Source organism: Streptomyces sp. NPDC048479 (assembly GCF_040651435.1).
Lineage (GTDB): Bacteria > Actinomycetota > Actinomycetes > Streptomycetales > Streptomycetaceae > Streptomyces.
On record NZ_JBEZKA010000012.1, the window covers coordinates 119,349 to 137,813 of the forward strand.

An 18,465-nucleotide genomic window follows, 5' to 3' on the forward strand; every position below is an offset into this window, starting at 1 on the left:
GCCACGCACACGTAACCTTTTTGTCGACGGCCTCGACTTGATCGCGCGCAGCGACAGCAGGGTTGTGGGCATACATCCGGAGCAGCTGCTCCGGCCCGGCGGACCGCTCTACCCGACGGATGCCGCCCGCAGTGTCGGCCTGGCGTCTCAGGAACATTCCGAGTCGGGCTGCCTTTGCTCCGACGGTGGCGGCTGACGGCAACCGCCCTCGCGGGTCCCCTCGTCAGCCGCCGTACCTTTTGGCCGACTCGTCCTCCTGTGCGAGGCGTCGCAGCGCCAGGAGTGCCGGCTCCAGCAACACGGTCAGCAGCAGGGCTCGTTCGGCCTGTTCCAGGGGGTCGGTGGTGTCGTCCAGTTGATCGAGATCGTGGGCGGCGGTGCGCTCGGCGAGGGTTGCGTAGGGGAGAAGGGACCGCCAGTCGTAGTCGACGCCGAGTGATCGCAAGGTCTCCAGGGTTTCGGCGATGACGCTCTTGGCCGGGGCGTGTTCCGATACCTGCCAGCCCATTTCCGTCAGCAGCGCATCCGCGTCGGCGATGCCGGGCCGGTCGTCCTCGTCGGACTCGGACTCGGACTCGGACGCGGACGCGGACGCGGACTCGGACTCGGGCTCCGGCTCGGTGACCGGCCGGGCGCCGAGGACGAGGCCGAGCACCTGGTGGGTGTCGGCTTCGTGCTCGGACGCCGCACTCAGCAGCTCCCTGGTGGCGTTGACCGACAACCCTCGTACTCCGATGAGGGCGCGGATCAGCCGGAGGCGGCGTACGTGCGACTCCTCGTACTCGGCCTGGGTCGCGGCTGTCGCCCGTCCGGGCGGCAGCAGTCCCTCCCGGAGGTAGTGCTTGATCGTCGTGATCGGCACCCCGCTGCGGCGGCTCAGCTCGGAAATTCGCACGGTTCCCACTCTCGTCTGGCTATTAGAGAGTGTCACTCTCTAATATGGATAGTGTCACTGCCTATCCATGAAGGCGAGAAGTGTCATGCCCACACTCCCTTGGGTCACCCCGAACCCTGCCCCGCCAGGCGCTCAGGCTTTCGTCATGGCCTCCCGCTTCGAGGTGCGCTCCCTCGGGGACGTGCCGCGTTTCTTCTGGAAGTCGCTCGCCGCGTGGCGGCAGGTGCGGTCCGCGCCGGGAGCCTTTGGTGCTTCCCTCATCGCCCAGCCGACGAAGCGCGTCTTCTTCACACTGTCCGCGTGGGAGAGCCGGGACGCCCTCTACGCGTACGCGAGGACCGAGCCGCACCGCGGGATCATGACCGGGCTGCGCGCGACCATGCGCAGCTCGACCTTCACGTTCTGGGAAGTCCCGGTGGAGCAGGTGCCCATCGGCTGGGACGAGGCCAAGCGGCGTATCGCGGAACAGGCGCGGACCGACGGCGGAGCCTGACGTCGGGTGCTCGTCCTGGCCCGTCCGCGCCCAGCCTTGGCGGCGGCGAGTTCCGGCCACAACTGAACGGGTGTTCAGCCCATTGCGGGTCGCGGCCGACGTAACCACGGCCGCTGTCAGTGCGCTCCGGTAGCGTCCCCGTATTCGGCCGGAGGTGTGTGTATGGCGTGGCGGTGTGCGGGGCTCGGCTGGCCCCGCGGGACGCGGATGCCCGTGCTCGAGTGGGAGGGCGGCCGGATCAGTCCGCTCACCGCCGGGAAAGAGCTGGGCTTCCAGGCCGAGGGGCAGCGGCGGTGTGTCGGAGCGCGGGGGAATCCCTGCCCCCTGCGGGCCGTCGTGTCCGGGCGGGCGACGCAGGCGCGGTGTGCGGAGTGTGCGCGGCTTGACCGGGCGCACTCGGTGGCCGCCGACACGATCGCCGACGACCCGCGGACGTACCGCGTGTATCTCGCCTGGTTCGGTCCTGGCATGGTCAAGGTAGGGATCACCGCCGAGGAGCGCGGCGCGGCGCGGCTGCTGGAGCAGGGGGCCGTGGTCTTCAGCTGGCTGGGGCGAGGGCCGCTGATGGCGGCGCGGCGGACCGAGGAGCTGCTGCGTACGGCGCTGGGCGTGCCTGACCGGATTCCGTACGCCGACAAGCGGGCGGTACGGGCCGCGCTGCCGGGCGCGGTCGAGCGGGCCGCGGAGATCGAAGAGTTGCACCGGCGCGCGGTCGGCCTCGGCGGGTGGGCGGAGTCGCTGGAGCGGATGGACTTCGAGGCGGTCGATCACGCCGAGGTGTTCGGGCTCGAGGGGCTGTCGGCCGCGACCGGGGTGGTGCGCGAGCTGGTGGACGGCGGGGTGGTCGCGGGGTTGCTGGTGGCGGCCGCCGGCCCCGATCTGCATCTGCGGACGGCGGGTGACGGTCTTGTCGTGGTCGATACGCGGCTGATGACCGGGTGGGCGCTGGTGGGAGCCGAGTGCGATGCGGGGGTGACGGTGCCCCTCACCGAGAAGGGCGCTCCCGGCGCCGTGCAGGACGGGCTCTTCTGACGGCTGATTCCGGCGGCTCTGCCGATTCGTGCGACCCGAAGGTCAAATGTTGGATCCCGTACGGATCCCTTCGAGCAATGAGTCTGGACACCTCCGTGACCGGGAACGGAAGGTGAGTGTCATGAGCATCAAACCTGTCGCGGCACATGAACCGCCCTACTGCACCGTGGTTTTCACTTCGGTTCAGACGGAGCGGCTCGAGGGATACGGCGAGACCGCCGAGCGCATGGAGAAACTGGTGGAAGAGGTCCCCGGGTTCCTCGGGTACGAGTCGGCGCGGACACCCGGCGGGCTCGGGATCACCGTCGGGTACTTCAGGGACGAGGAAGCCATCGCCACCTGGCAGCGGAATCTGGAGCACCAGGCCGCGCAGAAGCGCGGACGGGCCGAGTGGTACGAGAGCTACAGCGTTCATGTCGGCAAGGTCGAGCGGAGTTACGGTTTTGAGCGGAACTGACGGGACTGACGGGACTGACGGGACTGACGGCCGGATCGAGGGTTCGAACGAAGGCCGGATCGAGGGCCGGACCGAGGGCCGGACCAAGGGTTCGAGCGACAACGAGACGGCGGACGTACGGACGTTCTGGGAGCGGCTCCGGCTGCCCGGCCTCGTCGACGTCCACACGCACTTCATGCCGGAGCAGGTCCTCAGGAAGGTGTGGGCCTACTTCGACGCCGCCGGGCCGCTGACCGGCCTGGAGTGGCCGATCACCTATCGGCACGAGGAAGAGCGACGGGTGGCTCTGCTGCGCGAGTTCGGGGTGCGCTCCTTCACCTCGATGCTCTATCCGCACAAAGCCGGGATGGCCGCCTGGCTCAACGGCTGGGCGGCGGAGTTCGCGGCGCGCACACCGGACTGTGTGCATACGGCGACCCTCTTCCCGGAGGACGGCGTCGAGCGCTACGTACGAGAGGCGCTCGAGACCGGCGCGCGGATCTTCAAGTCGCATCTCCAAGTCGGTGCGTACGACCCCAATGACGCGCGGCTCGATCCCGTCTGGGGGCTGCTCGCCGAGGCCGGGGTCCCCGTGGTGATGCACTGCGGTTCCGGGCCCGCGCCCGGCAAGCACACCGGGCCCGAGCCGGTGGGCCGGCTGCTCGCGCGGCATCCCCGGCTGCGGCTGGTGGTCGCGCACATGGGAATGCCGGAGTACACGGACTTCCTGGATCTCGCCGAGCGGTACGGCGAGGTGCGACTGGACACGACGATGGCCTTCACGGACTTCAGCGAGCGGTTCGCGCCTTTCCCGGAGCGGGAGAGAGCACGCCTCGCCGACCTCGGCGACCGGATCGTGCTGGGCACGGACTTCCCCAACATCCCGTATCCGTACGTCCATCAGCTCCACGCGCTCGAAGGCCTCGGGCTCGGGGACGACTGGCTGCGAGCGGTCTGCTACGAGAACGGCGCCAGGCTGTTCGGTCTTCCGCACTCCTAGCGCATTCTCAGGAAATTCACAGGAAGTGGAAAGGACCTTCTCAGGGCGGGGTCGCAGGGTACGAGCATGACCGCGACCTCGCCCCACGGGCGTACCGAAATGCTCAGGCCGGACGGCAGCCCCGTCCGCGTACTCGTCGTGGACGACGAGACAGCGCTGAGCGAGCTGCTGTCGATGGCCCTGCGCTACGAAGGGTGGGAGGTGCGCAGCGCCGGTGACGGCGCGGGCGCGGTGCGCACGGCACGCGACTTCCGGCCCGACGCGGTGGTCCTGGATGTGATGCTGCCGGACATGGACGGTCTGGCCGTGCTGGGGCGGCTGCGCCGCGATCTGCCCGAGGTGCCGGTGCTCTTTCTGACCGCCAGGGACGCGGTCGAGGACCGGATCGCGGGGCTGACGGCGGGCGGCGACGACTATGTCACCAAGCCGTTCTCGCTGGAGGAGGTCGTGGCCAGGCTGCGCGGGCTGATCCGGCGGTCGGGCGCGGCGACCGTACGGAGCGAGTCGATGCTGGCGGTCGGCGACCTGACGCTCGACGAGGACAGCCATGAGGTCAGCCGCGGCGGGGACTCCATCCATCTGACGGCGACCGAGTTCGAGCTGCTGCGCTTTCTGATGCGCAATCCGCGGCGCGTGCTGAGCAAGGCGCAGATCCTCGACCGGGTGTGGTCCTACGACTTCGGCGGCCAGGCCAATGTGGTCGAGCTGTATGTCTCGTATCTGCGGAAGAAGATCGATGCGGGGCGGCCGCCGATGATTCACACCAGGCGCGGTGCCGGGTATCTGATCAAGCCCGGTGAGTAGCTTGAGCGGTTTGAGGGGCCGCAGATGGTCACTGCGGACCCGGCTCGTGGTCTCCGCGGTGACGCTGATCGCGGTGGTGGCGGCGGTGATCGGCACGGTCACGACAATCGCGTACCGCACCTATTTGTACGGCCAGTTGGACATACAGCTGCGCAACGTCGCCATCCGGGCCGCGGGCCCGCCGGACATGGGCGGCGGGCGGTCGCCCATCGATACGCTGTCCAAGGATCCGCTGGGCTTCGTCAACGGCGGCGGTATGCCGGTGGGCACCGTCGGCGCCCTGATTGCCGACGACGGCAGCATCGACCGGGGCGTGGCCAGCACCGAGCAGGCGTCGGAGGGTCTCGCGCCGCAGGTGAGCCGGCTCACCGTGGCGCAGGCCGAGGGCCTGGCGGAGGTACCGCGCGACCGCAGTGAGCACACCACGGAGCTGGCGGGCCTGGGCGAATACCGGGTCAAGTACATCACCGGGAGCCGCGGTTCCTTCCTCGTCGGGCTTCCCGCACGAGAGCTGCAGGACGCGCTCGGCACCCTCGTTGTGGTCGAGGTCTGTGTCACCGGCGCCGGACTCATCGCCGCCGGGATCGTCGGCGCCACCCTGGTCGGCGTCGCGCTGCGGCCGCTCCGGCGGGTCGCCGCCACCGCCACCCGGGTCTCCGAACTGCCGCTGCACAGCGGTGAGGTGGCCCTGCACGAGCGGGTCCCGGCCGCCGAGGCCGATCCTCGGACCGAGGTCGGGCAGGTCGGCGCTGCGCTCAACCGGATGCTGGGGCATGTCGGTTCGGCGCTCGCGGTGCGGCAGGAGAGCGAGACACGGGTGCGGCAGTTCGTTGCGGACGCCAGCCATGAGCTGCGTACGCCGCTGGCGTCGATCCGCGGGTACGCCGAGCTGACCCGGCGCGGACGGGAGGAGGTCGGCGCGGACACCCGGCACGCGCTGGGGCGGATCGAGGCCGAGGCGACCCGGATGACGGGCCTGGTGGAGGACCTGCTGCTGCTCGCGCGGCTCGATGCCGGACGCCCGCTCTCGTACCAGAGCACTGATCTCTCCCCACTCGTCGTGGACGCGCTCAGCGATGCGCGGGCGGCGGGCCAGGACCACAAGTGGCTGCTCGAGCTGCCGGTCGAACTCGCGACCGTACGCGGCGACGGCGCCCGGCTCCATCAGGTGCTGGTCAATCTGCTGGCGAACGCCCGTACCCACACGCCACCCGGCACCACTGTCACCGCGCGGGTGCGTGTCGGCGGGCCGAAGGTCGTGCTGGAGATCGAGGACGACGGGCCCGGCATCCCGCCCGAGCTGCAACCCCACATCTTCGAACGGTTCGCGCGCGGCGACGCGTCCAGGTCCCGGCACGCCGGAAGCACCGGTCTCGGCCTGGCAATCGTGCAGGCCGTCGTCACCGCGCACGGCGGCATCGTGACGGTGTGGTCCCGGCCCGGTCACACCGTCTTCGCGGTGGAACTGCCCGCCGTGTACGACTCACAGACGGGGCACAGGCGCATCACACAGATGTGACAGCGCGCCCGCCGAGTGTCGTTCCATGCGAACCGACACCCCAAGGGGGACTCTGCCGGCCCGGGAGCATCTGCTCGCCGCCGCGGCCGGACTGCCCGTACTCGATGTGGTGATCCCGGTCTACAACGAGGAGGCCGACCTCGAGCGGTGCGTGCTGCGACTGCACGACCACCTTGCGCGGACCTTCCCGTACGGCTTCCGGATCACCATCGCCGACAACGCGAGCACCGACCGCACGCCCGAGGTGGCGGCGTGGCTCGACGACACGATCGCCGAGGTGCGGTCGTACCGGCTGGAGGAGAAGGGGCGGGGGCGCGCGCTGCGCACCGTGTGGTCGCACTCCGACGCCCCCGTACTCGCCTATATGGATGTGGATCTGTCGACCGACCTCAACGCACTGCTGCCGCTGGTCGCGCCGCTGATCTCGGGGCACTCGGACCTGGCGATCGGATCGCGCCTCGCGCGGTCGTCGCGGGTGGTGCGCGGCCCGAAGCGGGAGTTCATCTCGCGCGCCTACAACCTGATTCTGCGCGGGTCGCTTGCCGCGCGGTTCTCCGACGCCCAGTGCGGATTCAAGGCGATACGGCGGGAGGTCGCCGAGCGGCTGCTGCCGATGGTCGAGGACACCGGATGGTTCTTCGACACGGAGCTGCTGGTGCTGGCGGAGCGCGCCGGGCTGCGTATCCATGAGGTGCCGGTGGACTGGGTCGACGACCCGGACTCCACGGTGCACATCGTGAGCACGGCGACGGACGACCTCAAGGGCGTGTGGCGGGTGGGGCGGGCGCTGGCGGTCGGCGCGCTGCCGCTCGACCGGCTGGCGCGGCCCTTCGGCGACGACCCGCGGGACCGGCAGCTCAGCGGAGTGCCGGGCGGTCTGGCCCGGCAGCTGGTCGGTTTCTGTGTGGTGGGGGCGCTCTCCACGCTCCTGTATCTGCTGCTGTATTCGCTCTTCCGGGCCGGCGTGGGACCTCAAGTCGCCAATGCCGGCGCGCTGTTGGTCTCCGCCGTCGCGAACACGGCCGCGAACCGCCGGCTCACCTTCGGCGTACGCGGCCGGGACCGCGCGGTACGCCATCAGGCGCAGGGCCTGGTCGTGTTCGGCATCGGGCTCGCGCTGACCAGCGGCTCGCTGGCGGCCCTGGACGCGGCCGCCGGAAGCCCCTCCCACAGCACCGAACTCGCGGTCCTGATCGCCGCGAACCTGGCGGCGACGGTGCTGCGGTTCCTGCTCTTCCGGGCGTGGGTCTTCCCGGACCGGCGCGATGCGCCTGCGGCGGACGAATCCGCGACGGCCCGGACCGTGACCGGCCAGGCCCAACACCCGTACGACACAACCGACTTCCGCGCCGGTGAAGCCGCGGACCGCACGTGGGACGTGACGACGCAGCTGCGCGCCGTCCCGCAGGACAACGACCAGAGGAACGCACGATGACCACGTCGCACGACAGCCACGCGTACCCGCCACCGGGCAGTCCGCCCGGGCTCTCGCCGCAGGCGGTGGGGCGCGCGCCCGACGCCGCCCGGCCCGCGCCCGACGCAGCCCCGCTCCCGCCCGGCGCCGTCCAGCAGGGACTCGGCGGGCACCGCCGGGCTGGCGGGCGCATGGCCCGGATCTGGCGCGGCCGGGAGGAGGACGCCCCATGGGTGCGGCCCGCCTTCCTCGCGATCCTCCTCGCCACCGCGCTGTTCTACGTCTACAACCTGAGCGCGTCCGGCTACGCCAACTCCTTCTACTCCGCCGCCGTGCAGGCGGGCAGCGAGAGCTGGAAGGCCTTCTTCTTCGGCTCGTCCGACGCGGCGAACTCCATCACCGTCGACAAGCCTCCTGCGGCGCTGTGGCCGATGGCCCTGTCCGTACGGATCTTCGGGCTCGGTTCCTGGCAGATCCTGCTGCCCGAGGTGCTGATGGGCGTCGCGACGGTGGGCGTGGTGTACGGGGCCGTACGCCGTCGTTTTACGCCCGCCGCCGGGCTGATCGCGGGCGCGGTGCTGGCCCTGACGCCCATCGCCGCGCTGATGTTCCGCTTCAACAACCCGGACGCGCTGCTGGCACTGCTGATGACGGTGACCGTGTACTGCGTGCTGCGCGCGCTGGAGGACGCGCGGACGAAGTGGCTGGTCTGGGCGGGCGTCGCGGTCGGCTTCGCGTTCCTCACGAAGACGCTGCAGGCGTTCCTGATCCTGCCGCCGCTGGCGCTGGTGTACACGGTGTGCGCGCCGACGACCGTACGGCGGCGGCTCGGCCAACTCGCCCTGGCAGGGGTGGCGATGGTCGTCGCGGGCGGCTGGTGGGTGGCGATCGTCGAGCTGTGGCCGGCGGCGTCGCGTCCGTACATCGGCGGCTCGCAGAACAACAGTTTCCTGGAGCTGACCTTCGGCTACAACGGCCTCGGCCGGATCAACGGCAATGAGACCGGCAGCGTCGGAGGCGGCGGCGGAGGAGGAGCCGGCGGCCGTGGTGGCGGTGGCTGGGGCGAGACCGGGATCGACCGGATGTTCAGCGCCGGCGTCGGCGGCCAGATCTCCTGGCTGCTGCCCGCAGCGCTGCTGCTGCTCGTCGCGGGGATCGTCGTCACATGGCGCGCCAGGCGCACGGACACGGCGCGCGCGGCCTTCCTGGTCTGGGGCAGCTCGCTGCTGATGACCGCGGGAATCTTCAGCTTCATGGCCGGGATCTTCCACGAGTACTACACGGTGGCGCTGGCGCCGTACATTGCCGCGCTGGTCGGTATGGGCGCCACGGTGCTGTGGGAGGAGCGGACGAAGCTGCTCGGCTCGGCGGCGCTGGGCGGCACGGTCGCGGTCACGGCGTACTGGTCGTACACGCTGCTGGGACGCAGCACGGACTATCTGCCGTGGCTGCGCTGGGCGGTGCTGATCGGCGGTCTGGCGGCGGCCGCGGGGCTGCTGCTTTCGGGCCGGATGGGCCGTCGACTGGCGCTCGGTGCGGCCGGACTGGGGATCGCGGTCTCGCTGGCGGGCCCGCTCGCGTACTCCTTCACCACAGTGAGCGAGGGCCACGCCGGCTCGATCGTGACGGCGGGGCCGGCGGTCGCGGGCGGCCGGGGTGGTCCCGGCGGCGGTGGCGGTCCTCGGGGCGGCGGTGACGGTGGCGGTCCCGGCGGCCGGATGCAGCCGCCGGGGCAGCAGGGCCAGGGCCAGGGTCAGCAGGGTGGTCCCGCCGGCGGTATGGGGCAGCCTCCGACCGGCGGTCAGATGGGTCAGGGCCAGGGCCAGGGTCAGGGTCAGGGCCGGCTGCCCGGCGGCTTCCCCGGTCAGGGTGAACGCGGCGCCGGCGCCGGCGGCGGAGGCGGTGGCATGGGTGGCCTCCTCCAGGGCGCGAACGTCAACTCGGCGGTCGAGGCCAAGCTGAAGCGGAACGCCGACGACTACACCTGGGCCGCCGCAGCCATCGGCTCCCAGAACGCCGCCAGCTACCAGCTCGCCACCGAGAAGCCGGTCATGGCGATCGGCGGCTTCAACGGAAGCGACCCGTCCCCGAGCCTCGCCCGGTTCAAGCAGTACGTGGCCGACGGGAAGATCCACTACTTCATCTCGAGCGGCAACGGCAGCGGCGGTGGCATGGGCGGCGGCCCCGGTGGCAACTCCAACTCCGTGATCACCTCCTGGATCGAGTCCACCTTCACCAAGGTCACCGTGAGCGGCACGACCCTCTACGACCTGACGGACAAGAAATAGTCCTATACGGCGTACGAGGATTCCTTGTGCGGTGTACGAGAAGCGAACTCGTACACCGCACAAGGAGCATGTATGACGGCAACGACTGCCGAGCGCCGCCCGGCCCCCACGGACCACCCGCAGCGCTGGCTCATCCTCGGCGTCGCCGTTCTGGGCGCCGTACTGAACTCCCGCTTCACCGCTCTCGTGCCGACGGTGGTGGGCGCGGCCTCGCTGCCCGCGGCGCTCGCCGCGGCCGACGGTCCCGCGGAACGTGGCCGCATCTCCGACGCGTTCGCCTCGGGCCTTCAGACGAGCCAGCTGGTCGGCGCGGTGGCGGTGCCGGCCGGTGGTCTGCTGGCGGCGATGCTGCTGAGGCGGGCGGAGCGGGCAGACTCACCCAAGGCAGCGGCATAGCATCGGGAGCGGGCGGACCGGCCCGTTCCGGCTCGTCCGCCCCGGCCGGGAAGAACCGAGGAGGATGCGCGATGGTGAGTGCGGCCGACCGCGCGAAGGGTCACGCGCGGACCAGTGTGTGGCTCGACGGCAAGGCGACCCCCAAACGGAGGGCCGAGCAGCCCGCCGGCCTCGACCGCGACAAGATCATCGCAGCTACGGTCCGGCTCCTCGACTCGGAGGGCCTTGCGAAGCTCTCGATGCGGCGGCTGGCCGCGGAGCTGAACGTCACCGCGATGTCGGTCTACTGGTACGTGGACACCAAGGACGATCTGCTGGAGCTGGCGCTCGACCAGGTCATGGGAGAGCTCCCGCTTCCGCCGGCGGACGACCCGGGCGCGGACTGGCGCGACCAGCTGCGCCGGCTTGCCTGCGGCTATCGGTCGCTGCTGGTCGCCCACCCCTGGGTGTCGCCGCTCATCGGTGAGTACCTCAACATCGGACCGCACTCGATGGCCTTCTCCACGACGGTCCAGCGGGTGATACGCAACACGGGTCTGCCGCTGCACGGCCAGACCGGCGCTCTTTCGGCGGTGTTCCAGTTCGTGTACGGCTTCGGCACGGTGGAGGGCCGCTTCGCGCAGCGCTGCGCGACGGCGGGGATCAGCCAGGACGACTACTTCCACCAGGTCATGGGCGCGATCGGGCAGCAGCCGGGTTTGCAGGAGGCGTTCGAGGAGTCGGCTGAACTGATGAAGGCGAGGGGCGGGGACACGGTGGAGGAGATGAGGGAACGGGACTTCGGGTTTGCGCTGGACTTGCTGGTAGCCGGCATCGAAGCGATGGTTGCTCGCGCGTAGGGGGTGCGGGTACCTGTTGCCCGGGGCGCGGGGTCCTGCCGGGTGCGGGGTCCTGTTGCCCGGGCCCGGGTCGTCCGGTCTTGTCGGGCGCGGGATCCGGTGCCCCTCCGGGCCCGACTTCTCGGGGTCGGCGGCGTACAGGGCCTTGGTGCGTGACCCCGGTTTTGCCGCCAATCCCCTGCGGGGCGACACTGCACGGCACCTCCCCACCCGAACGAGACAAGACCGCTCGCCGCGGGGGTACAGCGGTCCGCCGGAGGAAACCACCCACCGAAGAGCAACCGACAACGCCCCCGGCCCACGCTCACCACATGACCGGGTGACTCCACCAACGTCCCCGGCCCACGCTCACCACATGACCGGGCAACTGGCGTAGCTCCCGCTGGGGGTGTGGGGGCGTCAGCCCCCACGTACCCCCTTCCCCCGGCAGGGGGTCTGGGGGGCGTCAGCCCTCAGTTTCGGGAAGGGGCGGGGTGGGGGAATCACCCCCGGCCCCGGTCGCCGCACAAGACCCCGCACCCCGAGACCCGTGCCCCGCAGCGGAGCCGTGGGAGCGGCGGGGCCGGGGGCACCGCCCTCGGAGTCACACCCCTGGCCTCAGCTCCCGCTGAGCCTCGCTGGGAAGCCGCCCTTCGCAATCGGCCCCCACCGCTCCGGCGTCACCCGGATGATCGACTTGCCCTGCTTCACCATCGCGGCGCGATACTCGTCCCAGTCCGGGTGCTCGCCCGAGATGTTCCGGAAGTACTCCACCAGAGGCTCCACCGACTCCGGGGAGTCGATCACCTCCGCCGTGCCGTCGATCTGGACCCACGGCCCGTCCCAGTCGTCCGACAGGACGATCACGCTCACCCGCGGATTCCGCTTCGCGTTCCGCGTCTTCGCGCGTTCCGGGTAGGTCGAGACCACGATCCGGCCCGCGTCGTCGACCCCGCAGGTCAGCGGGGATCCCTGTGGGGTGCCGTCCGAGGCGCGGGTGGTCAGCAGGATCGCCCGGTGCCTGGGGCGTACGAACTCCAGCAACTGATCGAGCTCCACCTGGGTGTTGGTGGCGATGTTGGGTGCCATGCGCCGCAGCCTAATCCTCAGGCCGCCGGGAGCGACTCGCCCTGGACCGCCTGGATCGCGAGTTCCACCTTCAGCGTCGTTCCGATCGCCGAGATGCCCGCCTGCACCACCTGGTTGTAGTTCATCGCGAAGTCCTCGCGGTGTAGCTCCGTGGTCGCGCGGAAGGCCGCCCGCACCCCGCCCCACGGGTCCGGTCCGATGCCCAAGTACGCGAGGTCCAGGTCGACTTCGCGTGCGACGCCGTGCAGCGAGAGTTGGCCGTGCACCGTCCAGCGGTCCGTGCCCGCCGGGGTCAGGCCGTGGCTGCGGTACGTGATCTCGGGGTACCGCTCGACGTCCAGGAAGTCCGCGGAGCACAGGTGCTTGTCGCGCAGGCCGTTGCCCGTGTCGATGGACGCCGCCTGGATGACCGCCTCCACACGGGACTGCGACAGCTCGGGCGCGATGGTGATGAGGCCGCCGAACTCCGTGAAGCGCCCGTTCACGCTGGAGATCCCCAGATGCTGCGCCGCCGCGCCCACCGACGAGTGCGCCGGGTCCACCGACCACGCGCCGGGCGGCGGGAGTTCCACGCCGCCCTGGCGAGCCAGTACCACCGTGCCGACCTCGGCCCGGCCGCTCGCCGTCACCAGCGCGGTCGAGGCGGCCGGGGCGTACCCGAGCGCCGTCACGATTACCGTGTACGGGCCCGGGGCCAGGGGATCCGCGGAGGTCACCGCGCCGTCCCCGTCCGCCGGCGCCCGCAGTACCTGCGCGCCGGTCATGTCGGTCACGGTCACGACCGCGTGCTGGAGCGCCCAGCCGTCCCGCGTCCTCACTTGTGCGCGAAGTCCCATGCCGCTCATCCCGTTTTCTCTCCTTGCCGCGCATGCGCAGAAAATGATCGGGCCCCGGGCGGGGGCGGCAGGCCGTCCCCTGCCCGCCGTCCCCGCCTTCGGGGCCCGTTTCCACCGGCCGGCTGCTCGCCTCCGCTACAGAGCGAGCGCCCGGCCGGGGGCTCAGCTACTCGCCGGGGTGGGCGAGTTCGATGTCGTGGCCGTCGACCCCGCGACCGGCCACCGTCAGCGCGCCGGCCACCGGCGGGTACCCGGTCGCGATGACCGTGTACACCCCCGCGTCCAGGTCGGCGAAGGCGTACGCCCCGTCGTCCCCGGTCGTCGCGGTGGCGACCACATTCCCCGCGGCGTTCACCAGGGTCACCCGGGCGTCGGCCAGCGGACGCCGGTCGGCTCCGCCGCGGACGGCGCCCTGGACCAGGGCTCCGGCCTGCAGGGCCGCCTCGATACGGGTCACGCCCTGGCCGCCGATGTCCACCGGCAGTGCCAGCGGCCGATAGCCGTCGGCGTTCACCGCGACGGTCACCGAGCCGGGTACCAGCTCACCGAAGGCGAACTCGCCCTGCTCCGCGCTCTTCCCGGTGGCCAGCACATCGCCGCGCACATCGGTGACGATCACCATCGCGCCCTCGATCGGCGCACCGCCCTCGGCGGCCCGCACGGTCCCGGTCAGACCGCTCGTGCCGGAGAGGAGGATGTCGTAGACCAGCGTCTCGTCGCCGACGACCACCGTGGACGCCTGCGGCTGGAAGCCGTCGGCGGAGGCGATCAGTACGTACGAACCGGCGCCCGGAGCATCCAGCGCATAGCTTCCGTCCGGCTGGGCGACCGCGCGGCCGAGCTGCCGTCCGGTCGGCGAGATCAGCGTGACCGCTGCCTGAGGAACCGGCACGCCCTCGTTTCCGCGCACCACACCACATACCGCCGTGCCGCCCGCAGTGGGGACGGGAATGGTCTCGACGGCCTGGACGGGAGCGTCCTCAGCCTCGGGAGCCGCGACGGTCTCCGCCGTGTCCGCCGTGTCCGCCGTGTCCGCCGTCTCCGGCGCCGCGTGGCTCTTCAGCGCGACTTCCTTGATGAACAGCGTCACCAGGAAGGCGAGCAGCGCGAACGGCGCAGAGTAGAGGAAGACGTCGGCCACACCGTGCCCGTACGCGGTCTCCACCACCGTACGGATCGGGCCCGGCAGCTTGTCCAGGTCGGGGATGCCGCCGCCCGTGCCGCCGTGGCCGAGCGCCGCGCCCTGTGGGCCGAGCTCGGTGAGCCCCTCCTTGACGTAGCGCGTCACCCGGTTGGCCATGACCGCGCCCAGCGCCGAGACACCGATCGCACCGCCCAGGGACCGGAAGAAGGTGACGACCGAGCTTGCCGAGCCGAGGTCCGCCGGGGCCACCTGGTTCTGTGTGCAGAGCACCAGGTTCTGCATCATCATGCCGAGGCCGAGACCCAGGACGGCCATGAAGACCGCGATGCGCCAGTACTCGGTGTCGTACCGCATGGTGCCGAGCAGCCCGAGGCCGGCCGTCACCAGCACACCACCGATGACCAGCCACGCCTTCCAGCGGCCCGTCTTGGTGATGATCTGGCCCGAGACGGTCGACGAGATGAACAGGCCGCCGATCATCGGGATCGTCATGACGCCGGACATCGTCGGCGACTTGTCGCGCGCCAGCTGGAAGTACTGGCTGAAGAAGACGGTGCCCGCGAACATCGCGACACCGACGAAGAGTGAGGCCAGCGACGCCAGCGTGATGGTGCGGTTACGGAACAGCCGCAGCGGGATGATCGGCTCGCTCGCCTTTGCCTCCACCAGGAGGAAGAGCGCGCCGAGCGCGACCGAGCCGCCGACCATGGCGTATGTCTGCCAGGAGACCCAGTCGTACTTGTCGCCGGCGAAGGTCACCCAGACCAGCAGCAGCGAGACCGCCGCGCTGATGAGGAAGGCGCCCGACCAGTCGACCTTGACCTGGCGCTTCACGACCGGGAGCTTCAGGGTCTTCTGCAGAACGATCAGCGCGATGAGCGCGAACGGCACGCCGACGTAGAAGCACCAGCGCCAGCCGAGCCACTCGGTGTCGGTGATGACGCCGCCGATCAGCGGGCCGCCGACGGTGGCGACGGCGAAGGTCGCGCCGAGGTAGCCGCTGTAGCGGCCGCGCTCGCGCGGGGCGATCATCGCGGCCATCACGATCTGCGCGAGGGCGGTGAGACCGCCGACGCCGATGCCCTGGACCACACGGCAGGCGATCAGCATGCCCGCGCTCTGCGAGAGTCCGGCGACCACCGACCCCAGGACATAGATGACGAGGGCTATCTGGACCAGCAGCTTCTTGGAGAAGAGGTCCGAAAGCTTGCCCCAGAGCGGCGTGGTCGCGGTCATCGCCAGCAGCGAGGCCGTCACCACCCAGGTGTACGCGCTCTGGCCGCCGTCGAGGTCGGTGATGATCTCCGGCAGGGCGTTGGAGACGATCGTCGACGACAGGATGGCGACGAACATGCCGAGCAGCAGCCCGGACAACGCCTCCATGATCTGCCGGTGTGTCATCGGCGCGCTGCCGTCGGAGGCGTGGCCGCCTCCGTGCTTGGCGTGGCCGCCCCGCACACCGGTTGGTGTGGTCGTAGCCATTTTCATCCTTTTCTTGCGTCTTTACGTCGAGTCATGCGGGTGTGCGGGTCGTCGTGCTGCCGTGCTGCTGCTGTTGTCGTTCGTCGGGATGGCGCGCCCGGCAGTCTCCGAAGGAGTCGCGGAGGCGGGCGAGCATCTCGATGAGCTGTCCGACGTCGTCGTCGGACCAGTCCTTGAGGTTGCGGGCGAACATGTCCGTGGTCCGTTCGGCGAGTTCGCCGAGCATGTTCTGGCCCGCGGGGGTCAGCCGCAGGATGCGGGAGCGTTTGTCGCCCGGGTCGGGGAGCCGTTCGATCCAGCCGCGCTCGGCGGCGTGGGCGACATGGCGGCTGGTCACCGACATGTCGACGGCGAGGAGCTCGGCGAGCCGGCTCATCCGCATCTCACCGTGCCGATCGAGCAGGGTCAGGACGGCGGCGGAGCCGGACGGGCACTCGGCGGGCAGTATCCGCGTGAGGCCGCGTTTCACGGCACCGATGGCGCTGAGCTGGCGGGCCAGTTCCGCGTACTGACTGTGTGCGGCCATGGCAGTCCGCCCCTCCCACATCTTGTTGCTTAGGGCAACCATAGAAGCTGTTGGTTGCTGCAGGCAAACTAAAGGCGGGGTTGCGGCAGTAAAGGAACCTCAAAGGCTTTGCATGGGTCCGGTCATGGCTCGCCGGGGGAGGTTATGCGCTACCCGCCCGGGGTTGGGCGCGGCAGGCGGGTTCGCTAGGGTCCTGCCCCATGGCACACAACCCCCATGCTCCCCAAGGTCAGGGCCCCGAGGGCAACTACGACCCCGCGGGCAGCACCCAGATGTTCCGCGCCTTCGTCGACGACGGCGCTCCGCAGGGCCGGCAGGCCGCGCCCGCCGCGCAGTCCTCCTCGCGGGTCGGGCTGATCGTCGGCGTCATCGCGGCCGTCGTGATCCTCGGCGCGGTGGCCTGGCTGGCCCTCGGCTAGGGCATGCCCTGGCCCGCCTCGGGTCGGCTCACTTCCATACGGCGGTGACGTCCTGGGTCTCGATATGCATGCCCAGCGGCACCCGCCAGGCGTCCACGCACACGGTGTACGCCTGCTTTCTCACCGCTCCCGCGGCGATCGGCGCGGGCAGCGGCTGAGCCGACTCGATGGTCGCCCAGTCGATCCCGAGCGCGCCGATGATGTGCGTCGCGAAGGTGACGGTGCCCGAAGCCGCCGGTGAGCCGCCGGTGTTGCGGAACTCCACGGCCACCTTCTCGCACCAGCGCACGTCCAGGGCTGCGCGAACCGGGACGCCGAGGCTGAGCACGGCGGGTCCTGGGGGCGTGGGAGTGGGCTTCGGCGGGGTGGTGCCGGGCGGGGGCGGGGTGGCGGGTCCACCGCCGCTCGTACCGCCGGAGTCTCCCGCGCCGCCGGCGCTGCCGCCGGAATCTCCCGCGCTGCCGGTGCCGCCGCTCGTACGTCCCGTACCGCCGCTGTCCGGTACGGCGGGCAGCTCCTGCCCGCCCGGCGCCGTCCCTGTCCCGCCCGGCTTTCCGGGCCTGCCCGGTGTCTTGCCTTCCGCATCACCGGACGGCCTGGCAGCGTCCAGCGGCACCAGCACGACCTTGCCCTTCGGCGGCACGGCAGCCGTGGGCGCCTCATCGGGCCCGGATCCGGCGGCGCCGACCGCCACATAGCCGTCGCCACCACTGCTCCCGCACGCGGTCAGCGCCCCGCCGAGGCAGAGCGCGACCGCTGCGAGAGCTGCTCCATGACGTCGTCGCATCGCGCCAGTGTGTCTGACGCACCGTCAATAAGGAACCCTGTCCGCGAGCTTCGGTCCGGGGTCAGTCGGCGATCAGGCCCTCCCGCAGCTGCGCGAGCGTACGGGTCAGCAGCCGCGAGACATGCATCTGCGAGATGCCGACCTCCTCGCCGATCTGCGACTGGGTCATATTGGCGAAGAACCGCAGCATGATGATCTGCCGCTCGCGGGGCGGGAGTTTGGCGAGCAGGGGTTTGAGGGACTCGCGGTACTCGACGCCCTCCAGCGCCGTGTCCTCGTACCCCAGCCGGTCGGCGAGCGAGCCCTCGCCGCCGTCGTCCTCGGGGGAGGGCGAGTCCAGCGAGGAGGCGGTGTAGGCGTTGCCGACGGCGAGACCGTCGACCACATCCTCTTCCGACACCCCGAGCACCGCTGCGAGTTCGGGAACGGTCGGGGAGCGGTCGAGCTTCTGGGCCAGCTCGTCGCTGGCCTTGGTGAGCGCGAGCCGCAACTCCTGGAGCCGGCGCGGCACCCGCACCGACCACGAGGTGTCGCGGAAGAAGCGCTTGATCTCGCCGACGACCGTCGGCATCGCGAACGTCGGGAATTCCACGCCCCGTTCGCAGTCGAACCGGTCGATCGCCTTGATCAGGCCGATCGTGCCGACCTGGACGATGTCCTCCATCGGCTCGTTGCGGGACCGGAACCGCGCCGAGGCGTACCGCACGAGGGGCAGATTGAGCTCGATGAGGGTGTCGCGCACATAGGTGCGCTCCGGGGTGTCGCCCGTTCCCTCGGAGTCCAGCGCGCGCAGCCGCACGAACAGGGAGCGGGACAGAGTGCGCGTGTCGATGACTTCCGAGCTGTCAGGCACGACAGGTGCGGGTGCGCTCTTCGTGAGCGTGAGCACCTTCGAGCTGCCCTGTTCTACGGACATGCCACCCCCTTGAGGTCGCGGACGGTCGCGGCGGCCACGACCATCGGAGGAACGCAGCCTCCACCTGAATACCGGAGGCGGAGCTGCGGCAAACGCGGTTCCCGCAGAATGTCACATGTCGGCAACACGCTGTAGTGACATGTCGACATGTATCGGGTGAATTTGCGCAGG

At 70.7% G+C, this 18,465-nt stretch carries 17 protein-coding genes and 1 pseudogene; 11 read left to right on the plus strand and 7 right to left on the minus strand.

From position 1 onward, the window contains the following. Nucleotides 1-223 precede the first annotated feature (223 nt). Nucleotides 224-895 carry a MerR family transcriptional regulator gene (locus AB0D12_RS20230; protein ID WP_362684394.1) on the minus strand — a complete coding sequence of 224 codons (672 nt, stop codon included), beginning with the start codon at nucleotides 893-895 and terminating at the stop codon, nucleotides 224-226. 85 nt (nucleotides 896-980) lie between these two features. On the opposite strand from AB0D12_RS20230, the gene AB0D12_RS20235 reads away from it, so the two are divergent. The 10 genes and pseudogenes from AB0D12_RS20235 (at nucleotide 981) to AB0D12_RS20280 (ending at nucleotide 11,116) form a co-directional block, all read left to right on the plus strand. Further along, nucleotides 981-1,388 (plus strand): DUF3291 domain-containing protein, encoded by a 408-nt coding sequence (locus AB0D12_RS20235; protein WP_362684397.1) that lies wholly within the window; start codon nucleotides 981-983, stop codon nucleotides 1,386-1,388. A 162-nt stretch (nucleotides 1,389-1,550) separates the two neighbouring features. Next, entirely contained in the window at nucleotides 1,551-2,420 is an 870-nt protein-coding gene (locus AB0D12_RS20240; protein ID WP_362684400.1) for a DUF2797 domain-containing protein, read from the plus strand. Nucleotides 2,421-2,541: 121 nt separating this feature from the next. Next, the gene (locus AB0D12_RS20245) at nucleotides 2,542-2,877 is read left to right on the plus strand and encodes an antibiotic biosynthesis monooxygenase (RefSeq protein ID WP_362684403.1); all 336 of its coding nucleotides are present in this window, start codon (nucleotides 2,542-2,544) and stop codon (nucleotides 2,875-2,877) included. A gap of 142 nt (nucleotides 2,878-3,019) precedes the next feature. Further along, nucleotides 3,020-3,856: an amidohydrolase family protein gene (locus tag AB0D12_RS20250; RefSeq protein ID WP_362684669.1), complete on the plus strand. Its 837-nt coding sequence runs from the start codon at nucleotides 3,020-3,022 to the stop codon at nucleotides 3,854-3,856. Nucleotides 3,857-3,922: 66 nt separating this feature from the next. Then, nucleotides 3,923-4,660 carry a response regulator transcription factor gene (locus AB0D12_RS20255; RefSeq protein WP_327324650.1) on the plus strand — a complete coding sequence of 246 codons (738 nt, stop codon included), beginning with the start codon at nucleotides 3,923-3,925 and terminating at the stop codon, nucleotides 4,658-4,660. Between the two features lies 1 nt (nucleotide 4,661). After that, the gene (locus AB0D12_RS20260; RefSeq protein ID WP_362684406.1) at nucleotides 4,662-6,179 is read left to right on the plus strand and encodes a HAMP domain-containing sensor histidine kinase; all 1,518 of its coding nucleotides are present in this window, start codon (nucleotides 4,662-4,664) and stop codon (nucleotides 6,177-6,179) included. Between the two features lie 25 nt (nucleotides 6,180-6,204). Further along, nucleotides 6,205-7,614, plus strand: coding sequence for a bifunctional glycosyltransferase family 2/GtrA family protein (locus tag AB0D12_RS20265; protein ID WP_362684409.1), 1,410 nt, complete (start codon nucleotides 6,205-6,207; stop codon nucleotides 7,612-7,614). Between the two features lie 170 nt (nucleotides 7,615-7,784). Continuing rightward, complete coding sequence (locus AB0D12_RS20270) at nucleotides 7,785-9,881, plus strand: glycosyltransferase family 39 protein (protein ID WP_362684672.1); 2,097 nt, start codon at nucleotides 7,785-7,787, stop codon at nucleotides 9,879-9,881. 135 nt (nucleotides 9,882-10,016) lie between these two features. Next, nucleotides 10,017-10,277 (plus strand): annotated as a pseudogene (locus AB0D12_RS20275) (MFS transporter); the annotation flags it as partial. Between the two features lie 71 nt (nucleotides 10,278-10,348). Then, nucleotides 10,349-11,116, plus strand: coding sequence for a TetR/AcrR family transcriptional regulator (locus AB0D12_RS20280; RefSeq protein WP_362684412.1), 768 nt, complete (start codon nucleotides 10,349-10,351; stop codon nucleotides 11,114-11,116). Nucleotides 11,117-11,713: 597 nt separating this feature from the next. Here the strand turns inward: AB0D12_RS20280 and AB0D12_RS20285 are convergent. From AB0D12_RS20285 to AB0D12_RS20300, 4 genes are all read right to left on the minus strand, one after another. Continuing rightward, on the minus strand, nucleotides 11,714-12,184 hold the full coding sequence (locus AB0D12_RS20285; RefSeq protein WP_362684415.1) for a PPOX class F420-dependent oxidoreductase: 471 nt from the start codon (nucleotides 12,182-12,184) through the stop codon (nucleotides 11,714-11,716). A gap of 17 nt (nucleotides 12,185-12,201) precedes the next feature. Beyond that, nucleotides 12,202-13,020, minus strand: a complete 819-nt coding sequence (locus tag AB0D12_RS20290) for a YceI family protein (RefSeq protein ID WP_362684675.1) — start codon at nucleotides 13,018-13,020, stop codon at nucleotides 12,202-12,204. 166 nt (nucleotides 13,021-13,186) lie between these two features. Beyond that, on the minus strand, nucleotides 13,187-15,646 hold the full coding sequence (locus AB0D12_RS20295) for an MFS transporter (protein WP_362684418.1): 2,460 nt from the start codon (nucleotides 15,644-15,646) through the stop codon (nucleotides 13,187-13,189). Between the two features lie 31 nt (nucleotides 15,647-15,677). Then, nucleotides 15,678-16,172 (minus strand): MarR family winged helix-turn-helix transcriptional regulator, encoded by a 495-nt coding sequence (locus tag AB0D12_RS20300; RefSeq protein WP_362684421.1) that lies wholly within the window; start codon nucleotides 16,170-16,172, stop codon nucleotides 15,678-15,680. A gap of 200 nt (nucleotides 16,173-16,372) precedes the next feature. Here AB0D12_RS20300 and AB0D12_RS20305 point away from each other — a divergent pair, with 200 nt between their 5' ends. Then, entirely contained in the window at nucleotides 16,373-16,591 is a 219-nt protein-coding gene (locus tag AB0D12_RS20305) for a hypothetical protein (RefSeq protein ID WP_326651005.1), read from the plus strand. A 28-nt stretch (nucleotides 16,592-16,619) separates the two neighbouring features. On the opposite strand, the gene AB0D12_RS20310 is transcribed toward AB0D12_RS20305, so the two are convergent. Together AB0D12_RS20310 and AB0D12_RS20315 are read right to left on the minus strand one after the other, a co-directional pair. After that, nucleotides 16,620-17,378 (minus strand): hypothetical protein, encoded by a 759-nt coding sequence (locus AB0D12_RS20310; protein WP_362684424.1) that lies wholly within the window; start codon nucleotides 17,376-17,378, stop codon nucleotides 16,620-16,622. A gap of 61 nt (nucleotides 17,379-17,439) precedes the next feature. Beyond that, a complete protein-coding gene (locus tag AB0D12_RS20315; RefSeq protein ID WP_362684427.1) occupies nucleotides 17,440-18,294 on the minus strand; it encodes an RNA polymerase sigma factor SigF in 855 nt (284 codons plus the stop codon). Nucleotides 18,295-18,465 lie beyond the last annotated feature (171 nt).

Bases quoted from the DNA above. Each gene is read 5' to 3' on its own strand.
- AB0D12_RS20285 (WP_362684415.1), bottom strand. From the start codon at position 12,184: ATGGCACCCAACATCGCCACCAACACCCAGGTGGAGCTCGATCAGTTG.
- AB0D12_RS20255 (WP_327324650.1), top strand. From the start codon at position 3,923: ATGACCGCGACCTCGCCCCACGGGCGTACCGAAATGCTCAGGCCGGAC.
- AB0D12_RS20310 (WP_362684424.1), bottom strand. From the start codon at position 17,378: ATGCGACGACGTCATGGAGCAGCTCTCGCAGCGGTCGCGCTCTGCCTC.
- AB0D12_RS20270 (WP_362684672.1), top strand. From the start codon at position 7,785: ATGGCCCGGATCTGGCGCGGCCGGGAGGAGGACGCCCCATGGGTGCGG.
- AB0D12_RS20240 (WP_362684400.1), top strand. From the start codon at position 1,551: ATGGCGTGGCGGTGTGCGGGGCTCGGCTGGCCCCGCGGGACGCGGATG.
- AB0D12_RS20280 (WP_362684412.1), top strand. From the start codon at position 10,349: ATGGTGAGTGCGGCCGACCGCGCGAAGGGTCACGCGCGGACCAGTGTG.
- AB0D12_RS20265 (WP_362684409.1), top strand. From the start codon at position 6,205: ATGCGAACCGACACCCCAAGGGGGACTCTGCCGGCCCGGGAGCATCTG.
- AB0D12_RS20300 (WP_362684421.1), bottom strand. From the start codon at position 16,172: ATGGCCGCACACAGTCAGTACGCGGAACTGGCCCGCCAGCTCAGCGCC.
- AB0D12_RS20245 (WP_362684403.1), top strand. From the start codon at position 2,542: ATGAGCATCAAACCTGTCGCGGCACATGAACCGCCCTACTGCACCGTG.
- AB0D12_RS20290 (WP_362684675.1), bottom strand. From the start codon at position 13,020: ATGGGACTTCGCGCACAAGTGAGGACGCGGGACGGCTGGGCGCTCCAG.
- AB0D12_RS20305 (WP_326651005.1), top strand. From the start codon at position 16,373: ATGGCACACAACCCCCATGCTCCCCAAGGTCAGGGCCCCGAGGGCAAC.
- AB0D12_RS20235 (WP_362684397.1), top strand. From the start codon at position 981: ATGCCCACACTCCCTTGGGTCACCCCGAACCCTGCCCCGCCAGGCGCT.
- AB0D12_RS20315 (WP_362684427.1), bottom strand. From the start codon at position 18,294: ATGTCCGTAGAACAGGGCAGCTCGAAGGTGCTCACGCTCACGAAGAGC.
- AB0D12_RS20295 (WP_362684418.1), bottom strand. From the start codon at position 15,646: ATGGCTACGACCACACCAACCGGTGTGCGGGGCGGCCACGCCAAGCAC.